20 protein-coding genes are annotated in these 20,428 nt (G+C 45.7%); 14 read left to right on the top strand and 6 right to left on the bottom strand.

What is annotated here, in order from left to right; translation table 11 throughout:
* Window positions 1-178: 178 nt before the first annotated feature.
* Complete coding sequence (locus MED222_RS05665; protein WP_009848035.1) at window positions 179-709, bottom strand: AAA family ATPase; 531 nt, start codon at window positions 707-709, stop codon at window positions 179-181.
* Window positions 710-729: 20 nt separating this feature from the next.
* Complete coding sequence (locus MED222_RS05670) at window positions 730-1,371, bottom strand: DUF2959 domain-containing protein (protein WP_017099568.1); 642 nt, start codon at window positions 1,369-1,371, stop codon at window positions 730-732.
* Between the two features lie 205 nt (window positions 1,372-1,576).
* Between MED222_RS05670 and MED222_RS05675 the strand changes: the two genes are divergently transcribed.
* The 3 genes from MED222_RS05675 to MED222_RS05685 are packed head-to-tail and all read left to right on the top strand — an operon-like array spanning window position 1,577 to window position 3,876.
* Window positions 1,577-2,518, top strand: coding sequence for a virulence factor BrkB family protein (locus MED222_RS05675; protein WP_012603002.1), 942 nt, complete (start codon window positions 1,577-1,579; stop codon window positions 2,516-2,518).
* Window positions 2,490-2,924, top strand: coding sequence for a D-aminoacyl-tRNA deacylase (dtd, locus tag MED222_RS05680; protein WP_004735590.1), 435 nt, complete (start codon window positions 2,490-2,492; stop codon window positions 2,922-2,924). Before MED222_RS05675 ends, dtd begins: the two co-directional genes overlap by 29 nt.
* A 16-nt stretch (window positions 2,925-2,940) precedes the next feature.
* Window positions 2,941-3,876, top strand: a complete 936-nt coding sequence (locus MED222_RS05685; protein ID WP_009848032.1) for a bifunctional GNAT family N-acetyltransferase/hotdog fold thioesterase — start codon at window positions 2,941-2,943, stop codon at window positions 3,874-3,876.
* Window positions 3,877-3,915: 39 nt separating this feature from the next.
* Here the strand turns inward: MED222_RS05685 and MED222_RS05690 are convergent, their stop codons facing one another.
* The 4 genes from MED222_RS05690 to hslR all read right to left on the bottom strand — a co-directional run bounded on the left by MED222_RS05690 (window position 3,916) and on the right by hslR (window position 9,302).
* The gene (locus MED222_RS05690; protein ID WP_009848031.1) at window positions 3,916-5,886 is read right to left on the bottom strand and encodes an AsmA family protein; all 1,971 of its coding nucleotides are present in this window, start codon (window positions 5,884-5,886) and stop codon (window positions 3,916-3,918) included.
* Between the two features lie 154 nt (window positions 5,887-6,040).
* Window positions 6,041-7,666: a phosphoenolpyruvate carboxykinase (ATP) gene (gene pckA / locus MED222_RS05695; protein ID WP_009848030.1), complete on the bottom strand. Its 1,626-nt coding sequence runs from the start codon at window positions 7,664-7,666 to the stop codon at window positions 6,041-6,043.
* Between the two features lie 337 nt (window positions 7,667-8,003).
* On the bottom strand, window positions 8,004-8,897 hold the full coding sequence (gene hslO / locus MED222_RS05700) for an Hsp33 family molecular chaperone HslO (RefSeq protein ID WP_009848029.1): 894 nt from the start codon (window positions 8,895-8,897) through the stop codon (window positions 8,004-8,006).
* A gap of 18 nt (window positions 8,898-8,915) precedes the next feature.
* Window positions 8,916-9,302 carry a ribosome-associated heat shock protein Hsp15 gene (hslR, locus tag MED222_RS05705; protein ID WP_009848028.1) on the bottom strand — a complete coding sequence of 129 codons (387 nt, stop codon included), beginning with the start codon at window positions 9,300-9,302 and terminating at the stop codon, window positions 8,916-8,918.
* A 279-nt stretch (window positions 9,303-9,581) separates the two neighbouring features.
* On the opposite strand from hslR, the gene gspC reads away from it, so the two are divergent.
* From gspC to MED222_RS05760, 11 genes are all read left to right on the top strand, one after another.
* Window positions 9,582-10,505: a type II secretion system protein GspC gene (gene gspC / locus MED222_RS05710; protein ID WP_009848027.1), complete on the top strand. Its 924-nt coding sequence runs from the start codon at window positions 9,582-9,584 to the stop codon at window positions 10,503-10,505.
* Window positions 10,506-10,546: 41 nt separating this feature from the next.
* Window positions 10,547-12,571 (top strand): type II secretion system secretin GspD, encoded by a 2,025-nt coding sequence (gene gspD / locus MED222_RS05715; protein ID WP_009848026.1) that lies wholly within the window; start codon window positions 10,547-10,549, stop codon window positions 12,569-12,571.
* The gene (gspE, locus tag MED222_RS05720) at window positions 12,571-14,073 is read left to right on the top strand and encodes a type II secretion system ATPase GspE (RefSeq protein ID WP_009848025.1); all 1,503 of its coding nucleotides are present in this window, start codon (window positions 12,571-12,573) and stop codon (window positions 14,071-14,073) included. The genes gspD and gspE overlap by 1 nt, the downstream gene beginning before the upstream one ends.
* Before the next feature lies 1 nt (window position 14,074).
* Window positions 14,075-15,295, top strand: a complete 1,221-nt coding sequence (gene gspF, locus MED222_RS05725) for a type II secretion system inner membrane protein GspF (protein ID WP_009848024.1) — start codon at window positions 14,075-14,077, stop codon at window positions 15,293-15,295.
* An 88-nt stretch (window positions 15,296-15,383) separates the two neighbouring features.
* A complete protein-coding gene (gene gspG / locus MED222_RS05730; RefSeq protein WP_009848023.1) occupies window positions 15,384-15,827 on the top strand; it encodes a type II secretion system major pseudopilin GspG in 444 nt (147 codons plus the stop codon).
* A gap of 78 nt (window positions 15,828-15,905) precedes the next feature.
* The gene (gene gspH / locus MED222_RS05735; RefSeq protein ID WP_009848022.1) at window positions 15,906-16,499 is read left to right on the top strand and encodes a type II secretion system minor pseudopilin GspH; all 594 of its coding nucleotides are present in this window, start codon (window positions 15,906-15,908) and stop codon (window positions 16,497-16,499) included.
* A complete protein-coding gene (gene gspI, locus MED222_RS05740; protein WP_009848021.1) occupies window positions 16,486-16,881 on the top strand; it encodes a type II secretion system minor pseudopilin GspI in 396 nt (131 codons plus the stop codon). Before gspH ends, gspI begins: the two co-directional genes overlap by 14 nt.
* Window positions 16,868-17,671, top strand: coding sequence for a type II secretion system minor pseudopilin GspJ (gene gspJ / locus MED222_RS05745; RefSeq protein ID WP_009848020.1), 804 nt, complete (start codon window positions 16,868-16,870; stop codon window positions 17,669-17,671). Before gspI ends, gspJ begins: the two co-directional genes overlap by 14 nt.
* A complete protein-coding gene (gspK, locus tag MED222_RS05750) occupies window positions 17,655-18,704 on the top strand; it encodes a type II secretion system minor pseudopilin GspK (protein ID WP_009848019.1) in 1,050 nt (349 codons plus the stop codon). Before gspJ ends, gspK begins: the two co-directional genes overlap by 17 nt.
* Window positions 18,673-19,920 (top strand): type II secretion system protein GspL, encoded by a 1,248-nt coding sequence (gspL, locus tag MED222_RS05755; RefSeq protein WP_009848018.1) that lies wholly within the window; start codon window positions 18,673-18,675, stop codon window positions 19,918-19,920. The genes gspK and gspL overlap by 32 nt, the downstream gene beginning before the upstream one ends.
* A 19-nt stretch (window positions 19,921-19,939) precedes the next feature.
* The gene (locus MED222_RS05760; protein ID WP_009848017.1) at window positions 19,940-20,422 is read left to right on the top strand and encodes a type II secretion system protein M; all 483 of its coding nucleotides are present in this window, start codon (window positions 19,940-19,942) and stop codon (window positions 20,420-20,422) included.
* Window positions 20,423-20,428 lie beyond the last annotated feature (6 nt).

The following is a 20,428-nucleotide window of genomic DNA, read 5'->3' as shown; positions in this document are numbered from 1 at the left end:
GCTTCTAGCTATTCAAGCAATACGTTTTAGAATAAATAAGAAAGCCCCGTGTAGCCTAGCTGCTCGGGGCTTTTGTTTTATATGGTGTTGGAGTAGATACGGGTAAACGAGATGCAGGATACGAAGGGCGTTCAAGTATTCGTCATCCTCAAGAGGGAGCAACGACCGAGTTGGGGATCTAGCTTTTGATACCTAAGTAACGCTCAACGAATTGAAGCCGCTCATCGACCGACATAAATGGCACTTCGATCACCTCATAACCTAGCTTTTGATAGACTCTGACTAGCGCGTGGTGAATCTCTAATGCCTCCTCAAACGGATAAGGTCTCACATCATCTTGTACGTAAATCGATGCCTCAGGACGACAGAACAGCACTTGGGGGTGGTAGCCTTGGCTCGCTTCTCGGTAGTTCGCATCAATCTCAAGATTAGCCTGAGCTAAGTAACCACAGATATCTGGAATCGCACGGTCAAGAAAAGCAATTTGGTGCTGCTTCGCTTGCTCTTTTTGCTCGCTCATCACGTCTAAACACAAGCGAGCAAAGCCCGGTAGGTCTAACCAAGGTAAGATACCGTTCTCAAGTTGGCTCTGTTGTTCTATCAATTGGCGAGAGGATTCTGCGAAGGTTGGGTAACCTATGTCACCCAAGGCATTAATCAGAGTTGTTTTTCCGGCTCCGGGGCCGCCAGTAATAATGATTGGCTTCATCGTGTTCTGTCTCTGAAGCGTTATTTTTGGTTGAGTTGTGCTAAGAACTTATCCGACTCAGCTATCGCAGCATTCATCTGTGTTATCGCGTAGGCGATGTCTTTTTCTAAGCTCATAAACTCTCCCTGCAATGAACCAACGGCACTCGCATTGAGGTTGTGTTTGAGATAAAGCGTGTTGTCGCGAAGAGTGTTGAGTACCGGATCCATTTTCTTCTCAGCCCGTTTCATCGCTGAAAGCATAGTCTGGTAAGACGATTTGGTTTCACGCAGCTTTTTCTCACTTGAACGACGCAGTGAATCGCTGGTGTAAAGGTCCAACTCTCCCTGCCATTCTGCAAATAGCGCATCCGACACATCTTCAATCGCAGCAATGCGGTCACTGACATTTTGTGCGGCTTTTTCACTGTCTTGGTATTTATCATTAATCTTGTTGTACATGTCTTCAAGGTCGCCGCCACTAAAATTAGTTAGGCTACTCAAAGCTTCAAGTGCGCTAGTAAACTCTTCCTGAGCGTCCTGTTGCGACTCTTTAGCGTCTTCCACTCTATCAACCATAATGTCACGCTTGTGGTAACCCACTTGCTCCATGGCGGAGTAATAAGCTGATTGGCATCCAGTAAGAGTAAAAATAGAGAGGACTATAACTATTAAATAAGGCATCCTAGTTTCCTATAGTTAAATAATATCAATCGTAGTAAATAACTGCTCAACCTAGCTTGTTAAAATGCTCGATAACGGCGTTAGAGTTTTTGATTGTAGAATAACTACTTATCACAAAACTCTGCCTTGTTCTCAAGCCTTTTTCCTACGCTATTTTTGAACATTTACTTACTGTGATTAATATAACGGAATATTAATTAGGACTATGAACGAGTTACCAGGGAGTTACAAGTTGAAGATAAAAAAGGCAGCTACAGGAAGCATCCAGTTTTCCCGCTATCTTCTTACGCGGATGACGCACGATAGAGTTAATGTGAATGCAGGGTACTTGGCGTACATTACTTTGCTCTCGATCGTACCGATGTTGACGGTTTTGCTCTCTATTTTGTCGTCATTTTCAGTTTTTGCTGATGTTGGTTTAGTGATTCAAAACTTCGTTATTACCAACTTTGTTCCCGCTTCCGGGGATGCGGTGCATGGTGCTTTACTGGAGTTTGTTGCTAATACCGGCAAGATGACGGCGGTGGGCAGTGTGTTCTTATTCATTGCCGCTCTGATGCTGATCTCCAATATTGATAAAAACCTAAACTACATCTGGCGAGTAACGGAAAAGCGACGTGCTGTGTTGTCTTTTTCGATGTATTGGATGGTGCTAACACTTGGGCCTATTTTGATCGGAGCGAGCATTGCTGCAACGTCGTATGTGACATCATTAAACTTGTTACAAAACGAAGTCGTGTCGAGTGCTTTTAATACCGTGATTCGCAAGCTCCCTTTGATTACCTCATTCTTTGCGTTTTTCGGTCTGTATCTGTTGGTTCCCAACAAAAAGATTCACTTTTCTCATGCGGCAGCTGGCTCTCTAGTGGCGGCTCTGTTGTTCGAACTCAGCAAGAAAGGCTTTGCAGCTTACATTACTCAGTTTCCGTCTTACCAGTTGATTTATGGCGCATTAGCGGCGATTCCCATTCTTTTTGTTTGGGTCTATTTGTGCTGGTTGATTGTGTTAGTGGGTGCTGAAGTGACGGCCGCGTTGGGCGAGCAGGAACAGTGGAGTGACTCTCAAGAAATGGTACACTCGTCGGATAAAGACAAAATTACAGAGCAAGGAAACAACAGTGATAGCACTGATCCAGAGAGTAAGTGAAGCTGCCGTCCGTGTTGATGGCGAAGTAGTGGGTGAGATTGAGCAAGGCTTATTAGTTCTGTTAGGTGTAGAAAAAGGTGATGACGAAGCCAAAGCCAAACGTTTGATGGAACGAGTGACCACTTATCGTGTCTTTGGAGATGAAGACGATAAAATGAACCTTAACGTGAAGCAGGTAGAAGGTAAGGTATTAGTGGTGTCTCAATTCACTTTGCCAGCTGACACCAAGAAAGGGACACGAGCTGGATTTTCTCGCGGTGCTCACCCAGAAGATGCAGAGCGTCTTTACAACTACTTCTCTGACCAATGTGAATCAGTGTTGCCAACGGAACGTGGCCGATTCGCAGCCGACATGAAAGTGTCTTTGGTTAATGATGGCCCAGTGACATTCTGGCTGCAGGTTTAGGCTTAAAGGAATAAGCATGTTTAAACTCATAACCCCGACCACCGAAAATCAACTGAACAAGTATTACCATTTTCGTTGGCAAATGCTCCGTGAACCTTGGCGAATGCCGGTCGGTTCAGAGCGCGATGAATATGACCCAATGAGTCACCATCGCATGATTGTTGATGGTCGAGGTCGCCCGATGGCGATTGGTCGTCTCTATATCACCCCAGATCTAGAGGGGCAGATTCGCTATATGGCGGTGAAGAACTCTCGCCAAAGCAAAGGCATGGGCTCACTTATCTTGGTTGCGCTAGAGTCACTGGCACGTCAAGAAGGTGCGAAGCGTTTGGTGTGTAATGCTCGTGAAGATGCGATCTCATTCTATGAGAAGAATGAGTTTGAGCGTCGTGGTGAGATTAACGACCAACGTGGGCCTGTGCGTCACCAACAGATGGTAAAACCTCTTGATCCAATGGCTGATGTACTGCGCAAACCAGAATGGTGTAATGAGCTTCAGCAGCGCTGGGAGCATCAGATCCCGATCAGTGACAAGATGGGCATCAAGATTAACCAATACACGGGTTATCAGTTCGAGTGTAGTGCTCAGTTGAATCCAAACCTTAACCCTCATAACACCATGTTTGCTGGCTCAGCCTTTACCTTGGCGACCTTAACCGGTTGGGGTATGACTTGGTTACTAATGAAGGAGCGTGGGTTGACAGGTGATATCGTACTAGCAGATAGTAATATTCGTTACCGTCATCCAGTTGAGCAAAACCCAGTGGCATCCACGTCATTGGATGGGATCAGTGGCGATTTAGATCGCCTCGCGTCTGGAAGAAAAGCTCGTATCATCATTCACGTGACCATTAACAGTGGCGACGTGGAGGCGGTTGAGTTTACGGGAACCTATATGCTGATCCCTGACTACAAAAAGAGATTATCAACAGACTCCAACGTAAGCGTATAGCTGACAATGGCTAGCAGATAAAGATACAGATAGAAGGCGCTACTCTTGTGGAGTGGCGCTTTTTTGTTGGCAGTCGTTAATCTCGGAATACTCAGCTTGGGTGAGCTTTCCTGATATTTGGTGGCATGGGTCGGATAGTGAAATAGAGAGAGTGTGTTGCTCGGTTTTTAGCAAGTCGAGCTCTCCAGAAATTTCGCCATTTAACGTTTGAATCCTTTGTTCGCTTTGCTCTGCTGCCGATGCACCAATAATGTGCACTGGTTCAAGTGTGAAGCGTCCACGGTCAAAATTCGCATTGAGCTCTGGGATTTCAAATACGTTATCAGTCGATGTTTCAGAAAGCTTATCATTAAAGGTCATCACACCTTGGCGAACGCTACCAGTGAGTTGACCTGTTGTGGAATAGCCGAGCATTAATGAATCGCCGTATAAACCCGCAGCTTGAAGTTCAAATTCGCCATAACCGGTTGCGTCGAGCGGTAGTTCAAGTTGCTGTAACATGGGTGCTATCGGTAATCCATCGGCAGAGATCTCTAAGCTCCATGGCTTACTGATTTTGTTGAAGTCGAGTGTTGCGTTGGCTTCAATATAGCCGTGCTTTAGTGGCATAAACAGGCGTGTCAGCGTCCATTTTCCTTGCTCGCTATTCATCTCAACCACTGGCTGTGCGCTAATAATGTTTTGATAGCTGGCATCATTCGCGCTGGCCATCAGCTTTCCTTGCCACAGACCTAGCTTTCTATCCTGTAAAAGTTGAACTTGATACCCCTCGATATGTAATCCTGAGACCTGCCAGTAAGGCTTTTGTGCAAGTTGGATAAGTTGGTTGCGTTCTATGTTAATTCGGCTAATTTCGACATTCTGGAGCTGCGTGAGCCAAGGTATCAAGAGAGTGGCGGGTAGAGGGCTATCTTGGCTTTCCGTAATCCACTTTATACCTTGCAGGTCGAGCTGTGCTAATAGAATGCTGTTAGGGGTTACTTTGCCATTAAGTTGAACAGTGCCCTGTAGGAATTGAGTATAGAAGTCTTCAATCAGAATCTGGTTCGGATCTAAATTGAGCTTGATACTTGGCTCTATGAACATGTCATCATCAATGCTCACTCCCTCTGCTTGCAGAGAGAAAATGGCTCTCTGTTGCTTCCACAGCTCAAAAGGCAGTTGGATATTTTCTAACGAGGCATCAAAAGCTGCGAGGTGGCCATCTTGCCACTCTACATCGCTACGCAGAATATCTAAGCTATTGATGTGATTGATCTGAATACCTGCCACATCCCATTCTTTGCTTAGTAGGCTTTGGGTCTGTTTCTGATTGAGTCGCAAGCCATCGACGGTCACATTCACCAACGACCAATCTTGCTGATACTGCTCTGCTTGACCAGAAATTTTGGCACCACGCCAGTCAAACGAAGCGCCATACAGGGTGCTATCACTTGGTTTAAGATCTAGGTCAATCAACAGGTTATCGAACGCTTCGCCTTGCCAATACAGCTGTGAGGCAGAAAGTTGGGTTTTTCCATAAGGTAGAAGTGAGTTGTCGTTGTTCCACGTTGGGTCGGAGATCTGAAGGTCGATGCCTCGCGCGTTAAAGTCTGGGGTTGAAAAGTCGAGATTGTTGATGGCCAGCTGGTGGATCTTAATGCTTGGCTGGGTAAATAAAGAGGTGAGCGTTTCTAGGTCGTCGGCTTCTAACTGTAGGCCACTGATCAAAACAGATTCAAAGACCAGTTTGGCCTCCGTAATCGAGCTGGAGCTGAACCAAAGGTCAATCTTGTCGATATACAGCGGTGTTTGTTTTTCAGGTTGGCTTTGGGTAATGCCCATTAAGGTGATGTGATAAGGCGACTGGTACTCAACATCTTCAATGAGCACAGGTTGTTCAATCGCATGTTTGATAAAAAAGTTAGTAATATCCGTACGGTATTGGGTTTGCAGGCTTAATAGCAATGCTGCGATAGTTGCAACGGCGATAGCCAACGCAATGCCGAACACCATGAATACCTTTTTCATTCCCTGAAAGCCTTAAATTTCAATCGTCTTAAAACAGAGTGGAACAAAAAGGGTCAAGCATCAACAAAAAAGCCCCTCAAAAGAGGGGCTTGCTACAAAAATATCATTTTAAATTGGGCGTTCGCTTTTGGCTTGGCCCGAGCAGATGATTGGGTTAGTCCAGTTGAGGGCCAGCCGCAACCAGTGACTTACCTTCAGCGTTGTCTGTGTACTTATCAAAGTTGTTGATGAAGCGCTCTGCTAGATCTTTCGCTTTGCTTTCCCATTGTAGAGGGTCAGTGTACGTGTCACGTGGATCAAGAATCGCTGGGTCAACATCGTGCAACGCTAGTGGTACTTCTAGGTTAAACATAGGGATAACCTTAGTCTCAGCTTGGTCGATTGAGCCATCTAGGATAGCGTCGATGATGCCACGAGTATCTTGGATTGAGATACGTTTGCCAGTGCCATTCCAACCAGTGTTCACAAGGTAAGCTTCAGCGCCAGCTGCTTCCATACGCTTCACAAGTACTTCAGCGTACTGAGTTGGATGAAGAGTTAGGAATGCCGCCCCAAATGCCGCAGAGAACGTTGGTGTTGGTTCAGTAATACCACGCTCTGTACCTGCTAGTTTCGCAGTGAAGCCAGATAGGAAGTGGTACTTCGTTTGCTCTGGAGTCAGTTTAGAAACAGGTGGTAACACACCAAATGCATCAGCAGTCAGGAAGATAACCTTTTGAGCGTGACCGGCTTTTGATACTGGCTTAACGATGTTGTCGATATGGTGAATCGGGTAAGAAACACGAGTGTTCTCGGTTTTTGAGCCGTCATCAAAATCGATAGAACCATCGCCACGAACCGTTACGTTTTCTAGTAGCGCATCGCGACGGATAGCATTGTAGATTTCAGGTTCTGCTTCTTTAGATAGGCGAATGGTCTTGGCGTAACAACCACCTTCGAAATTGAAGATACCATCGTCATCCCAACCGTGCTCATCATCACCGATTAGCTCACGTTTAGGGTCGGTTGAAAGGGTTGTTTTACCTGTGCCTGATAGACCGAAGAAAATCGCCACATCGCCTTCTTCACCGACGTTAGCACTACAGTGCATTGAAGCAATGCCTTGCAGAGGAAGTAGGTAGTTCATCATTGCGAACATGCCTTTCTTCATCTCACCGCCGTACCAAGTACCACCGATGATTTGAACGCGTTCTGTTAGGTTGAAAGCAACGAAGTTTTCAGAGTTGAGACCCTGCTTTTCCCAGTTAGGGTTAGTTGTTTTAGCACCGTTCATTACCACGAAATCAGGTTCGAACGTTGCTAGCTCTTCGTCTGTTGGACGAATGAACATGTTCTTAACGAAGTGCGCTTGCCATGCTACTTCAGTGATAATACGTACACTTAAGCGCGTATCAGGGTTAGCACCACAGTAACCGTCAATGACAAACAGGCGCTTGCCAGATAGCTGAGTTGTCACAAGCTCTTTAAGCTCATCCCATACTTCAGTTGTAATCGGTTTGTTGTCGTTTTTGCCTTGATCTGACCACCACATGGTATCGCGCGTGGTGTCATCTTTAACAATGTACTTATCTTTTGGTGAGCGGCCAGTAAAGATACCAGTGTCAACCGCAACAGAGCCTAGTTCCGTTACTACGCCTTTTTCGTAGCCTTCCAAACCTGGCAGTGTCTCTTCAACGAATAACTGCTCGTAGCTAGGGTTACGAAGAACTTCAGTAACGCCAGTCAGTCCGTGCTTAGTTAGATCAATTTGTGCAGCCTTAGTATGTTCCATAACGGTCATAGGTGCTCCTTGTAGGATATTTTGTAGGGATTTTGTATTAATTTTTTATTGTTATCTGCTCACCATGCTAGCAACGAGGCTCGGGGGAAACAGGGATATAGCTCAAAAAATATCCATATTAACCATGGGGTTTTAAGCGCCTCATCACATATTGGCCTGACTAGTCTATCCTGTACGCAAACCTTTGCGCTAGAGGAGAGAACATTATTAATTGATTAAAATTAAGAGGTGATTTTATTACGAGATGTTACGGAGTTTGCGATATTTTGATCACAAAAAAGGCCAGCGTAGTGCTGACCTTTTTGGGGTAAATTACGTGTTTTTGGTACGCCGTAAATTAATGAACCGTATTGCTGCCTTTATCTGCCGCTTCTGCATACAGAGCATCAACATCATTCTTGTCGAACGAGTAGTTTGTGCCACAGTAATCGCAGTGTAGAGCAACGCTGCCTTCAGTGCTAAGGATGTCGTAGATCTCTTCTTGAGCGACAGTAATGATAGCGGCACCGCTTCGGTCACGTGAACAACCACAGAAGAATTCAACCGGTTGTGGTGTGAACAGTTGTACTTTCTCTTGGTTGTACAAACGGTAAAGCAGTTCGTTTGCTTCTAGAGTGAATAGCTCTTCATTTTTAACTGTGTCAGTTAGCTGCTCTAGGTGCTCGAAGTCGTCTGGCGTACCAGTGCCGTCTGGCATCACTTGTAGCAACATACCAGCAGCGTGTGCTTTACCTTCATGCTCGCCAGTGCGCAACCATAGACGTGTCTTTAGCTGTTCAGAGTTTGCGAAGTAACCTTCAAGGACTTCAGCTAAAGTGTCACCTTCAAGACCAACGATACCTTGGTAACGCTCACCTTTTTTAGGATCGATAGTGATCACTAGGTGACCTTTACCTATTAGATCGTGCAGGCCAGCGTCGTCGGCAATGTCACCATCAAAGCGAGCAACGCCACGGATCTTCTGATCGTTATCGCCATTGATAACAGCTAGAGATACAGGGCCATCACCTTGCAGTTGCATGGTGATAGAGCCTTCAAACTTTAGAGTCGCTGTTAGTAGCGTCGTTGAAACCAGTAGCTCACCCAACAGCTTTTGTACTGGCGCTGGGTATTCCTTGCTAGAAATAATCTGTTGGTATGCTTCGTCCATCTGTACCAATTCACCACGAACTGATAGGTCTTCAAATAGGTAGCGATTTAAAACATTACTTGTAGACATTGGGTTGGCCATTTGGCTATTCCTTCTAGCTTATTGAGTCTTGAACTTGATGATGTCACGACGTTGCTTTTTATCTGGGCGACGTTCTGGTGCTGGGTTATGAGCGTTCAGTTTACGTTGTGTTGCAAACTCTTCTCTCTTTGCCAAGCTCTCGGTGGTTTCTTCATAGAGGGTTTGAGCTATAGGAGCTCCACCACGATGGGCCGAGATTTTCTCGATTGTCACCGTCTTTTCTTCATTACCTTGGCGCAGGGTAATCACTGCTCCAAGTTCGACAATTTTACTTGGTTTGCTGCGCTGACCATTATAGTGGACTTTGCCACCATCGACCATATTGCGAGCAATAGACCGGGTTTTGTAAAAACGAGCTGCCCACAACCATTTATCGAGTCTGACAGCTTCATTAGTAGTTTTCATATAGGGCTGCGCCTTATTAAGTGAGAAATGAATGCGGTTTAACTGTAATGAACAGTGCGCAACATGCTTTTAATTACATTAAGTAGAAGCTTAAAGTGGAGGCGGTTGGCATTTTTTTCAAGTCATAATACAAAATAGCCATGTAATGCCGCTTTATAGATTTGCTATGATATAGTTCAGGATCTTATGCTTAAATAAGCTTGGTATCGAACGAATGAATAAAAAAGCTGAAAGTTTAATGATTTGCAGCATTTGTCGTCATGAAAAGGGGCAAGGAAAGTGAACTTTTTAGAGCTCAAGAATCGCGCAGGAAATTCTCCTGTGTTGAGCCGCTTATTAGAAAATGGATTTGTACTTCAGCAGAAACTAAGCCTAGCGATGTGTTGTATGTTGATTGCAGCTTCCGCATGGATTTTAGGGCAGCTTGCATGGTTTATTGAACCTGCTGAGCAAACCGTCGTGCCTTGGAAAGCAACAGCTTCATCATTTTCTACTCCTCAATCGACCCTTGATATATCTTCTTTGCAGCGGAGCAACCTTTTTGGTGCCTATAACCCAACCACGCCAGTTGTGGTTGAACAGCAAGTTATCCAAGATGCGCCAAAGACACGATTAAATCTAGTTTTGGTCGGTGCTGTTGCCAGTTCTAATCCAAAACGGAGCTTAGCGGTGATCGCTAATCGCGGTACGCAGGCGACCTACGGAATTAATGAAGAGATAGAAGGCACTAGAGCTAAGCTTAAAGCCGTATTAGTCGACCGTGTCATTATTGATAACTCAGGTCGAGACGAAACCTTGATGCTTGAAGGTATTGAGTACAAGCGTTTAGCTGTCTCAGCCCCTGCGCCACCTCGCGCTTCTTCTTCGGTTCGTGGTAATAACCCTGCTTCAGCAGAGCAAAAGCTAGATGAAATTAAAGCGAAGATAATGAAAGATCCGCAACAAATCTTCCAATATGTTCGACTGTCCCAGGTCAAGCGCGACGATAAAGTGATTGGTTATCGAGTGAGTCCAGGCAAAGATTCAGAACTTTTTAACTCAGTAGGGCTCCAAAACGGAGATATCGCGACTCAGTTAAATGGGCAAGACCTGACAGACCCCGCTGCTATGGGCAACATATTCCGTTCTATCTCAGAGCTGACAGAGCTAAATCTCGTCGTCGAGAGAGATGGTCAACAACATGAAGTGTTTATTGAATTTTAAAACTTTGCGTCTAACGAAGGACGAAAGTGTAGGAGAAGTACGTGAAGCATTGGTTTAAGAAAAGTGCATGGTTATTGGCAGGAAGCTTAATCTGCACACCCGCCGCCATCGCGAGTGATTTTAGTGCCAGCTTTAAAGGCACTGATATCCAAGAGTTTATTAATATTGTTGGCCGTAATCTAGAGAAGACGATCATCGTCGACCCTTCGGTGCGCGGAAAAATCGATGTACGCAGCTACGACGTACTCAATGAAGAGCAATATTACAGCTTCTTCTTAAACGTATTAGAAGTGTACGGCTATGCAGTCGTTGAAATGGACTCAGGTGTTCTTAAGATCATCAAAGCGAAAGATTCTAAAACCTCGGCAATCCCAGTTGTTGGCGACCGTGATTCGATCACAGGCGACAGCGTTGTGACACGTGTTGTGACGGTTCGTAATGTCTCGGTTCGTGAGCTATCTCCTCTGCTTCGTCAACTGAATGACAACGCGGGCGCGGGCAACGTGGTGCACTACGATCCTGCAAATATCATCTTGATTACCGGCCGTGCGGCGGTTGTAAACCGTTTAGCAGAGATCATCAAGCGTGTAGACCAAGCGGGTGATAAAGAGATTGAGGTCGTTGAACTAAAGAATGCTTCCGCCGCGGAGATGGTGCGTATAGTCGATGCACTAAGTAAAACCACAGATGCTAAAAACACCCCTGCCTTCCTACAGCCTAAATTAGTTGCCGATGAGCGTACCAATGCAATTCTTATCTCAGGCGACCCTAAAGTACGCAGTCGTTTAAGAAAGTTGATTGAACAGCTTGATGTGGAAATGGCGACTAAGGGTAACAACCAAGTTATCTACCTTAAATACGCAAAAGCGGAAGACTTAGTCGATGTGCTGAAAGGCGTGTCTGACAATCTGCAATCAGAGAAACAAACATCAACTAAAGGCAGTTCATCGCAGCGAAACCAAGTGATGATTTCCGCTCACAGCGATACTAACTCGTTGGTGATTACCGCACAGCCAGACATCATGAACGCGCTGCAAGACGTGATCGCTCAACTCGATATCCGTCGTGCTCAAGTTTTGATTGAAGCCTTAATTGTTGAAATGGCAGAAGGTGACGGCGTTAACCTAGGTGTGCAGTGGGGCAACCTAGAAACGGGTGCCATGATTCAGTACAGCAATACCGGTGCATCGATTGGCGGTGTGATGGTGGGTCTAGAAGAAGCAAAAGACTCGACAACAACTAAAGCGGTTTACGATAAGGATAATAATTTCCTACGTAATGAAACCACGACAGAAAAGGGTGACTATTCAACGTTAGCATCTGCTCTTTCTGGCGTTAATGGTGCTGCAATGAGTGTGGTTATGGGCGACTGGACTGCCTTAATCAGTGCGGTTGCGACCGATTCAAACTCAAACATTCTGTCTTCTCCAAGTATCACGGTGATGGATAACGGCGAAGCGTCGTTTATCGTTGGTGAAGAGGTGCCCGTTCTAACCGGTTCTACAGCAGGTTCAAGCAACGATAATCCATTCCAAACGGTTGAACGTAAAGAAGTGGGTATTAAGCTAAAAGTCGTGCCGCAAATCAATGAAGGTGACTCGGTTCAACTGCAAATAGAACAAGAAGTATCGAACGTATTAGGGGCAAACGGGGCAGTAGATGTTCGTTTTGCTAAGCGTCAGCTAAATACGTCAGTGATTGTTCAAGATGGTCAAATGCTGGTGTTGGGGGGCTTGATTGACGAGCGTGCACTGGAGAGTGAGTCTAAGGTCCCATTCTTGGGTGATATTCCTGTTCTTGGACACCTGTTCAAATCAACCAGTACTCAGGTTGAGAAAAAGAACCTAATGGTATTTATCAAGCCAACCATTATTCGTGATGGCATGACAGCCGATGGTATCACGCAACGCAAATACAACTTTATCCGTGCTGAGCAACTGTACAAGGCAGAGCAAGGCTTGAAACTAATGGATAACGATAATATTCCAGTACTTCCTAAGTTTGGCGATAGCATGAATCATCCTGCTGAAATCCAAGCCTTCATCGATCAAATGGAAGCAGAATAATGGCTGAATTGGTAGGGGCGGCACGTACTTATCAGCGCTTGCCGTTTAGCTTTGCGAATCGCTACAAGATGGTGTTGGAATATCAGCACCCGGAGCGCGCGCCAGTACTTTATTATGTTGAACCTCTGAAATCGGCGGCGATCATTGAAGTGAGCCGTGTTGTGAAAAATGGCTTCACGCCACAAGCGATCAGCGCAGACGAATTTGATAAAAAACTGACGGACGCGTATCAGCGTGACTCGTCGGAAGCTCGACAGTTAATGGAAGATATTGGTGCCGACAATGACGACTTTTTCTCGTTAGCGGAAGAGTTGCCACAAGACGAAGACTTGCTTGAATCAGAAGACGACGCACCGATCATCAAGTTAATTAATGCGATGTTGGGTGAGGCGATTAAAGAAGGCGCTTCGGATATTCATATCGAAACCTTCGAAAAGTCACTGTCTATCCGTTTCCGTATTGATGGCGTGTTACGTGATGTGTTGGCGCCGAGCCGTAAACTGGCTCCGCTGTTGGTTTCGCGTGTAAAGGTTATGGCTAAATTGGATATTGCGGAAAAACGCGTGCCACAAGATGGTCGTATTTCTCTGCGTATCGGTGGCCGAGCGGTTGATGTGCGTGTATCTACCATGCCTTCTTCACACGGTGAACGTGTGGTAATGCGTCTGTTGGATAAAAACGCCACTCGTCTAGATCTACACAGTTTGGGTATGACGGCAGAGAACCACGAGAACTTCCGTAAACTTATTCAGCGCCCACACGGTATTATCTTGGTTACCGGTCCTACGGGTTCGGGTAAATCAACGACCTTGTACGCTGGCCTGCAAGAACTCAACAGTAACGAACGCAACATCCTTACCGTTGAAGATCCAATCGAATTTGATATTGATGGTATTGGTCAAACACAGGTAAACCCTAAGGTTGATATGACCTTTGCGCGCGGCTTACGCGCCATTCTTCGTCAAGACCCGGATGTGGTAATGATTGGTGAGATCCGTGATTTAGAGACTGCTGAGATCGCTGTTCAAGCCTCTTTGACGGGTCACTTAGTCATGTCGACTCTTCACACCAATACGGCAATCGGTGCGATCACGCGTCTGCGTGATATGGGCATTGAACCTTTCTTGATCTCTTCTTCTCTGCTGGGTGTTTTGGCTCAGCGCTTGGTTCGTACTCTGTGTAACGACTGTAAAGAACCTTACGAAGCCGATAAAGAACAGAAAAAGCTGTTTGGTATGAAGAAGAAAGAGAGCCTCACACTTTACCATGCAAAAGGTTGTGAAGAGTGTGGCCATAAAGGTTATCGAGGTCGTACCGGTATTCATGAGCTACTGATGATTGACGATTCGGTACAAGAGCTGATTCACAGTGAAGCTGGAGAACAGGCAATTGAGAAAGCGATTCGTGGCACAACCCCAAGTATTCGAGATGATGGCTTGAGCAAAGTTCTGAAAGGGGTAACTTCCTTAGAAGAAGTGATGCGAGTGACTAAGGAAGTCTAGTATGGCGGCATTTGAATACAAAGCGCTGGATGCCAAAGGTAAGAGCAAAAAGGGTTCGATTGAAGCGGATAATGCTCGTCAGGCTCGCCAACGTTTAAAAGAACAAGGTTTAATGCCGGTTGAGATGACCGAAGCTAAGGCGAAAAATGCGAAAGGTACTCAGCCTTCGACCAGCTTTAAGCGTGGTATCAGTACGCCAGATCTTGCGTTGATTACTCGTCAAATATCCACGCTCGTTCAATCAGGTATGCCGCTAGAAGAGTGCTTGAAAGCGGTAGCTGAGCAGTCTGAAAAGCCACGTATTCGAACTATGTTACTGGCAGTCCGATCTAAAGTGACAGAAGGTTATTCGCTAGCGGATAGCTTGTCTGATTATCCACACATCTTCGATGAACTGTTTAGGGCCATGGTTGCGGCGGGTGAGAAGTCTGGTCACTTAGATGCGGTATTGGAGCGACTGGCCGATTACGCAGAAAATCGTCAGAAGATGCGCTCTAAGCTGCTACAAGCGATGATCTACCCTGTGGTGCTGGTGGTGTTTGCGGTGACGATTGTTTCGTTCCTGTTGGCAACCGTGGTACCTAAGATCGTCGAGCCTATTATCCAAATGGGCCAAGAGCTTCCTCAGTCGACACAATTTTTATTGGCATCGAGTGAATTTATCCAGAATTGGGGCATCCAATTACTGTTGTTGATCATTGGTGTGATTGTGTTGATTAAGACCGCGCTCAAAAAGCCGGGTGTTCGCATGAGCTGGGATCGCAAACTATTGAGTATTCCGCTGATCGGCAAGATTGCGAAAGGGATCAATACCTCTCGTTTTGCACGAACACTCTCAATTTGTACCTCGAGTGCGATTCCAATCCTTGAAGGGATGAAGGTCGCGGTTGATGTGATGTCGAATCAACATGTGAAACAACAAGTATTACAGGCTTCAGACAGTGTTAGAGAAGGCGCAAGCTTACGTAAAGCGTTGGATCAAACCAAACTCTTTCCACCGATGATGCTGCATATGATCGCCAGTGGTGAGCAGAGTGGTCAGTTGGAACAGATGCTGACAAGAGCGGCAGATAACCAAGACCAAAGCTTTGAGTCGACGGTTAATATCGCGTTAGGCATTTTCACCCCAGCGCTTATCGCGTTGATGGCCGGTTTGGTGCTGTTTATCGTGATGGCGACACTGATGCCGATGCTTGAAATGAACAATTTAATGAGTGGATAACGTACTGCTCATCAGACGTTAGTTTTTGGATTATCGAGAAGAAGGGCATTATTACCTTCAACTCGCTATCTGTAATTTGGAGAAAATAATGAAAAATAAAATGAAAAAACAGTCAGGCTTTACTCTATTGGAAGTGATGGTTGTTGTGGTTATTCTTGGTGTTTTAGCCAGCTTTGTTGTTCCTAACCTTTTGGGTAACAAAGAGAAGGCGGATCAACAGAAAGCCATCACGGATATCGTGGCGCTAGAGAACGCGCTAGATATGTACAAACTGGATAACAGTGTTTACCCAACAACGGATCAAGGCCTTGATGGATTGGTTTCTAAGCCAAGCAGTCCAGAGCCTCGTAACTACCGTGACGGTGGCTACATTAAGCGTCTGCCTAACGACCCATGGGGCAATGAGTACCAATACCTAAGCCCTGGTGACAACGGTACGATTGATATCTTTACTCTTGGCGCTGATGGTCAAGAAGGCGGTGAAGGTATCGCTGCGGATATCGGTAACTGGAACATGCAGGATTTCCAATAAGCTTCGGCTTATTGTTTGATAAGTTATTGAGCTTGATACGTTATTGATGGTTGGACGTAAACAGATGGAGTCTACAAGGTGAAAACTAAGCAAACACAGCCAGGTTTCACCTTGATTGAGATTCTTTTGGTGTTGGTATTACTGTCAGTAACTGCGGTCGCGGTGATAGCGACTATTCCAACCAATAGCAAAGATGTAGCTAAAAAATACGCTCAAAGCTTTTATCAACGAGTTCAATTGCTTAATGAAGAGGCTATTTTGAGTGGCTTGGATTTTGGCGTTCGTGTCGATGAAAAGAAATCGACTTACGTTCTGATGGCGCTTAAGTCAGAAGGTTGGCAAGAAGTCGAATTTGAAAAAATCCCCTCTTCAACTGAATTACCGGAAGAACTCGCGTTGTCACTGACTTTAGGTGGTGGCGCATGGGAAGACGATGATCGTTTGTTCAATCCCGGAAGCTTGTTTGATGAAGATATGTTTGCGGATCTTGAAGAGGAAAAAAAGCCCAAGCCACCTCAGATATACATTTTGTCGAGTGCTGAAATGACGCCATTTGTATTGTCGTTTTATCCAAATACCGGAGACACCATACAAGATGGTTGGCGTATTCGAGTGTTGGATAATGGTGTGATTCGACTGCTAGAGCCGGGAGAAGAAGATGAAGAGGAATAACCGTTCTCCTTATCGTTCTCGTGGTATGCCTCTTGGTTCTCGAGGAATGACTCTGCTTGAAGTATTAGTTGCGCTCGCTATCTTCGCTACGGCGGCGATCAGTGTGATTCGTGCTGTCACCCAACACATTAATACCCTCAGTTATCTAGAAGAAAAAACCTTCGCGGCGATGGTTGTTGATAACCAGATGGCCTTAGTCATGCTGCATCCTGAGAAGCTTAAAAAAGCGCAGGGCACGCAAGAGTTAGCGGGAAGAGAGTGGTTCTGGAAGGTGACTCCCATCGATACCAGCGATAATTTATTAAAGGCGTTTGATGTGAGTGCGGCAACAAGTAAGAAAGCTTCTCCAGTGGTCACGGTGCGCAGCTATGTGGTCAATTAAAAGCGTGTGGTCAACTAAAAGCATGTGGTTAAGTAAAATCGTGTCGTTAGCGAAGAGCAAGTCGCTAAGTAAAAGCATGTCGGCAAATAAGCATACGCCGCGTAAACAAGGTATATCTTCAAAAGGGCGAGGCTTTACTTTAATCGAAGTTTTGGTCTCGATTGCCATCTTTTCCACGTTAAGCATGGCGGCTTATCAGGTGGTAAATCAGGTCCAACGAAGCAACGAACTCTCTATTGAGCGCAGTGCTCGTTTAAATCAACTGCAACGTAGTTTAGTCATTTTAGATAATGATTTTCGCCAGATGGCGGTACGACAATTTCGTACCAATGGTGAAGAAGCATCATCTAAGCTGATCCTAATGAAAGAGTATTTACTGGATTCCGACAGTGTTGGCATTATGTTTACTCGCCTTGGTTGGCACAACCCACAGCAGCAGTTCCCTCGCGGAGAAGTCACCAAAGTAGGCTACCGCATAAAAGAGGAAACGCTTGAGCGTGTATGGTGGCGTTACCCCGATACACCTGCCGGCCAACAAGGTGTGATTACTCCTCTGCTTGATGATGTTGAGAACCTGGAGTTCGAGTTTTATGACGGAAGCCGCTGGGGCAAAGAGTGGCAAACCGATAAATCACTGCCTAAAGCGGTGAGACTTAAGCTGACACTGAAAGATTACGGTGAGATAGAACGTGTTTATCTCACACCAAGTGGCGCCTTAGATCAGGTCGATGATTCTTCAAACAGTGACTCTTCAGGCAGTAATGAGGGGAATAATGATTCATCAAACTAATAAGCCTGCACTGACAAGGTCGGCTGTGGGGCGTAAGCAGCGTGGTGTCGCGCTGATCATTATTCTGATGCTTTTGGCGATCATGGCAACCATAGCTGGCAGTATGTCGGAACGTCTGTTTACGCAATTCAAGCGCGTTGGCAATCAACTGAATTACCAACAGGCTTACTGGTATAGCATTGGTGTAGAAGCGCTGGTGCAAGACGGTATTAGGCAAAGTTATAAAGATAGTGATACGGTGAACTTAAGCCAGCCATGGGCGTTAGAAGAGCAGGTATACCCATTGGATTATGGCCAAGTTAAAGGGCGTATCGTTGATGCGCAGGCTTGTTTCAATCTTAATGCGCTCGCTGGGATCACGACGACATCAAGTAACCAACCCCCTTATTTAGTGAAGGTTTGGCAAACCTTACTGGAAAACCAAGATGTGGAGCCTTATCAGGCTGAGGTTATCGCAAATTCAAGTTGGGAATTTCTGGACTCTGATACTCGAGCCTCCTCTTCTACGGGTGTAGAAGACAGCACTTATGAGGCGATGAAGCCAGCTTATTTGGCGGCGAATGGCTTAATAGCAGATGAATCGGAGCTGCGAGCCGTTTATCAGGTCTCTGGTGAGGCAATGGAAAAGGTACATCCATTTATTTGCGCTTTGCCCACTGATGATTTCCGATTAAACGTGAATACCATCTCGGAAAAGCAGGCATCTTTACTGGAAGCAATGTTTGCACCCGGTCTAAGTGAATCGGACGCCAAACAGCTGATAGACAAGCGCCCATTTGATGGCTGGGATTCGGTGGATGCGTTTATGGCTGAGCCTGCTATTGTTGGTGTGAGTGCTGAAGTCAGCAAACAAGCGAAAGCATATTTAACTGTAGATAGCGCCTATTTTGAGCTAGATGCAGAGGTATTAGTTGAGCAGTCTCGTGTACGTATACGAACGCTTTTCTATAGTAGTAATAGAGAAACAGTGACGGTAGTACGCCGTCGTTTTGGAGGAATCCGTGAGCGAGTTTCTGACCGTTCGACTGAGTAGCGAACCACAAAGCCCAGTGCAGTGGTTGGTTTGGTCGACAAGCCAACAAGAAGTGATAGCAAGTGGTGAGCTGTCTAGCTGGGATCAGCTTGATGAGTTAACGCCTTACGCTGAAAAGCGTAGCTGTATCGCTTTATTGCCGGGAAATGAGTGCTTAATTAAGCGTGTTGAAATTCCGAAAGGTGCTGCTCGCCAGTTCGACTCTATGCTGCCATTTTTGTTAGAAGACGAAGTGGCACAAGATATCGAAGACTTACATCTAACCATTTTAGATAAAGATGCAACGCACGCTACTGTGTGTGGTGTAGATCGCGAATGGTTAAAACAAGCTTTAGACCAGTTTCGCAAAGCCAATATTATTTTCCGTAAGGTGCTACCAGATACACTAGCCGTGCCTGTTGAAGATCAAGGCATCAGTGCATTGCAAATCGACCAGCATTGGCTATTACGTCAAGGTCACTCTCAACGTCAAGGTAACTATCAAGCCGTATCAATCAGCGAAGCATGGTTAGCGATGTTTTTGCAAAGTGATTGGGTTGTGGCTGACGACGAAGACCAACCTACGACTATCTTCAGCTATACCGCAATGCCGAGCGACGATGTACAGCAGCAAAGCGGTATGGAATGGCAAGCAAAGCCTGCGGAATTGGTGATGTCCTTATTGAGCCAACAAGCGATCACCAGCGGCGTAAATTTACTGACGGGCACCTTTAAAACCAAATCTTCTTTCAGTAAATATTGGCGTGTATGGCAGAAGGTGGCGATCGCTGCTTGCTTGTTGGTGGCCGTGATTGTGACTCAACAAGTGTTGAAGGTGCAGCAATACGAAGCACAAGCACAAGCCTATCGCATGGAGAGTGAGCGTATCTTTAGAGCCGTTCTGCCAGGCAAACAACGAATTCCTACAGTAAGCTACCTTAAGCGTCAGATGAATGATGAAGTTAAGAAATACGGTGGCTCAGGCGATGGTGACTCCTTACTTGGTTGGTTAGCATTGCTGCCAGAAACGTTAGGACAAGTGAAATCGATCGAAGTCGAAAGCATTCGCTATGATGGCAATCGCTCTGAAGTTCGATTACAAGCTAAAAGCGCTGATTTTCAACATTTTGAGACGGCTAAAGTGAAACTTGAAGAGAAGTTTTCCGTTGAACAAGGGCCATTGAACCGTAATGGCGATGCCGTATTTGGTAGTTTTACCCTTAAGCCCCGTCAGTAACTGCGCAAGGAGATCAGTGATGAGAAATATAATTGAGCCACTCCAAGCGTGGTGGACTTCAATAAGTCAAAGAGAGCAACGATTAGTCGTTGGTTGCTCAATTTTATTGGTAGTAGGTATCATTTATTGGGGGCTAATACAGCCCCTCAGTCAGCGAGCTGAACTGGCACAGAGTCGTATTCAAAGTGAAAAGCAACTACTGGCTTGGGTTACCAATAAAGCCAATGAGGTGGTTGAACTAAGAGGCAATGGTGGCATTAGTGCTAGTCAGCCTCTGAATCAATCCGTGCCCGCATCTATGCGTCGCTTCAAGATTGAATTGATACGAGTGCAACCACGTGGCGAGATGCTGCAAGTGTGGATTAAACCTTTGCCATTTAATCAATTTGTTGATTGGCTGACATACCTGAAAGAAAAGCAGGGTGTTGAGGTTGAGTTTATGGATATTGATCGCTCTGATAGCCTTGGGGTTATTGACGTCAACCGACTACAGTTTAAATGAGGTTAA

The organism is Vibrio sp. MED222 (genome assembly GCF_000153005.1).
Lineage (GTDB): Bacteria > Pseudomonadota > Gammaproteobacteria > Enterobacterales > Vibrionaceae > Vibrio > Vibrio tasmaniensis_A.
The sequence above is the reverse complement of the archived record's forward strand: the minus strand, read 5'-3'. Positions and strand labels throughout refer to the sequence as shown.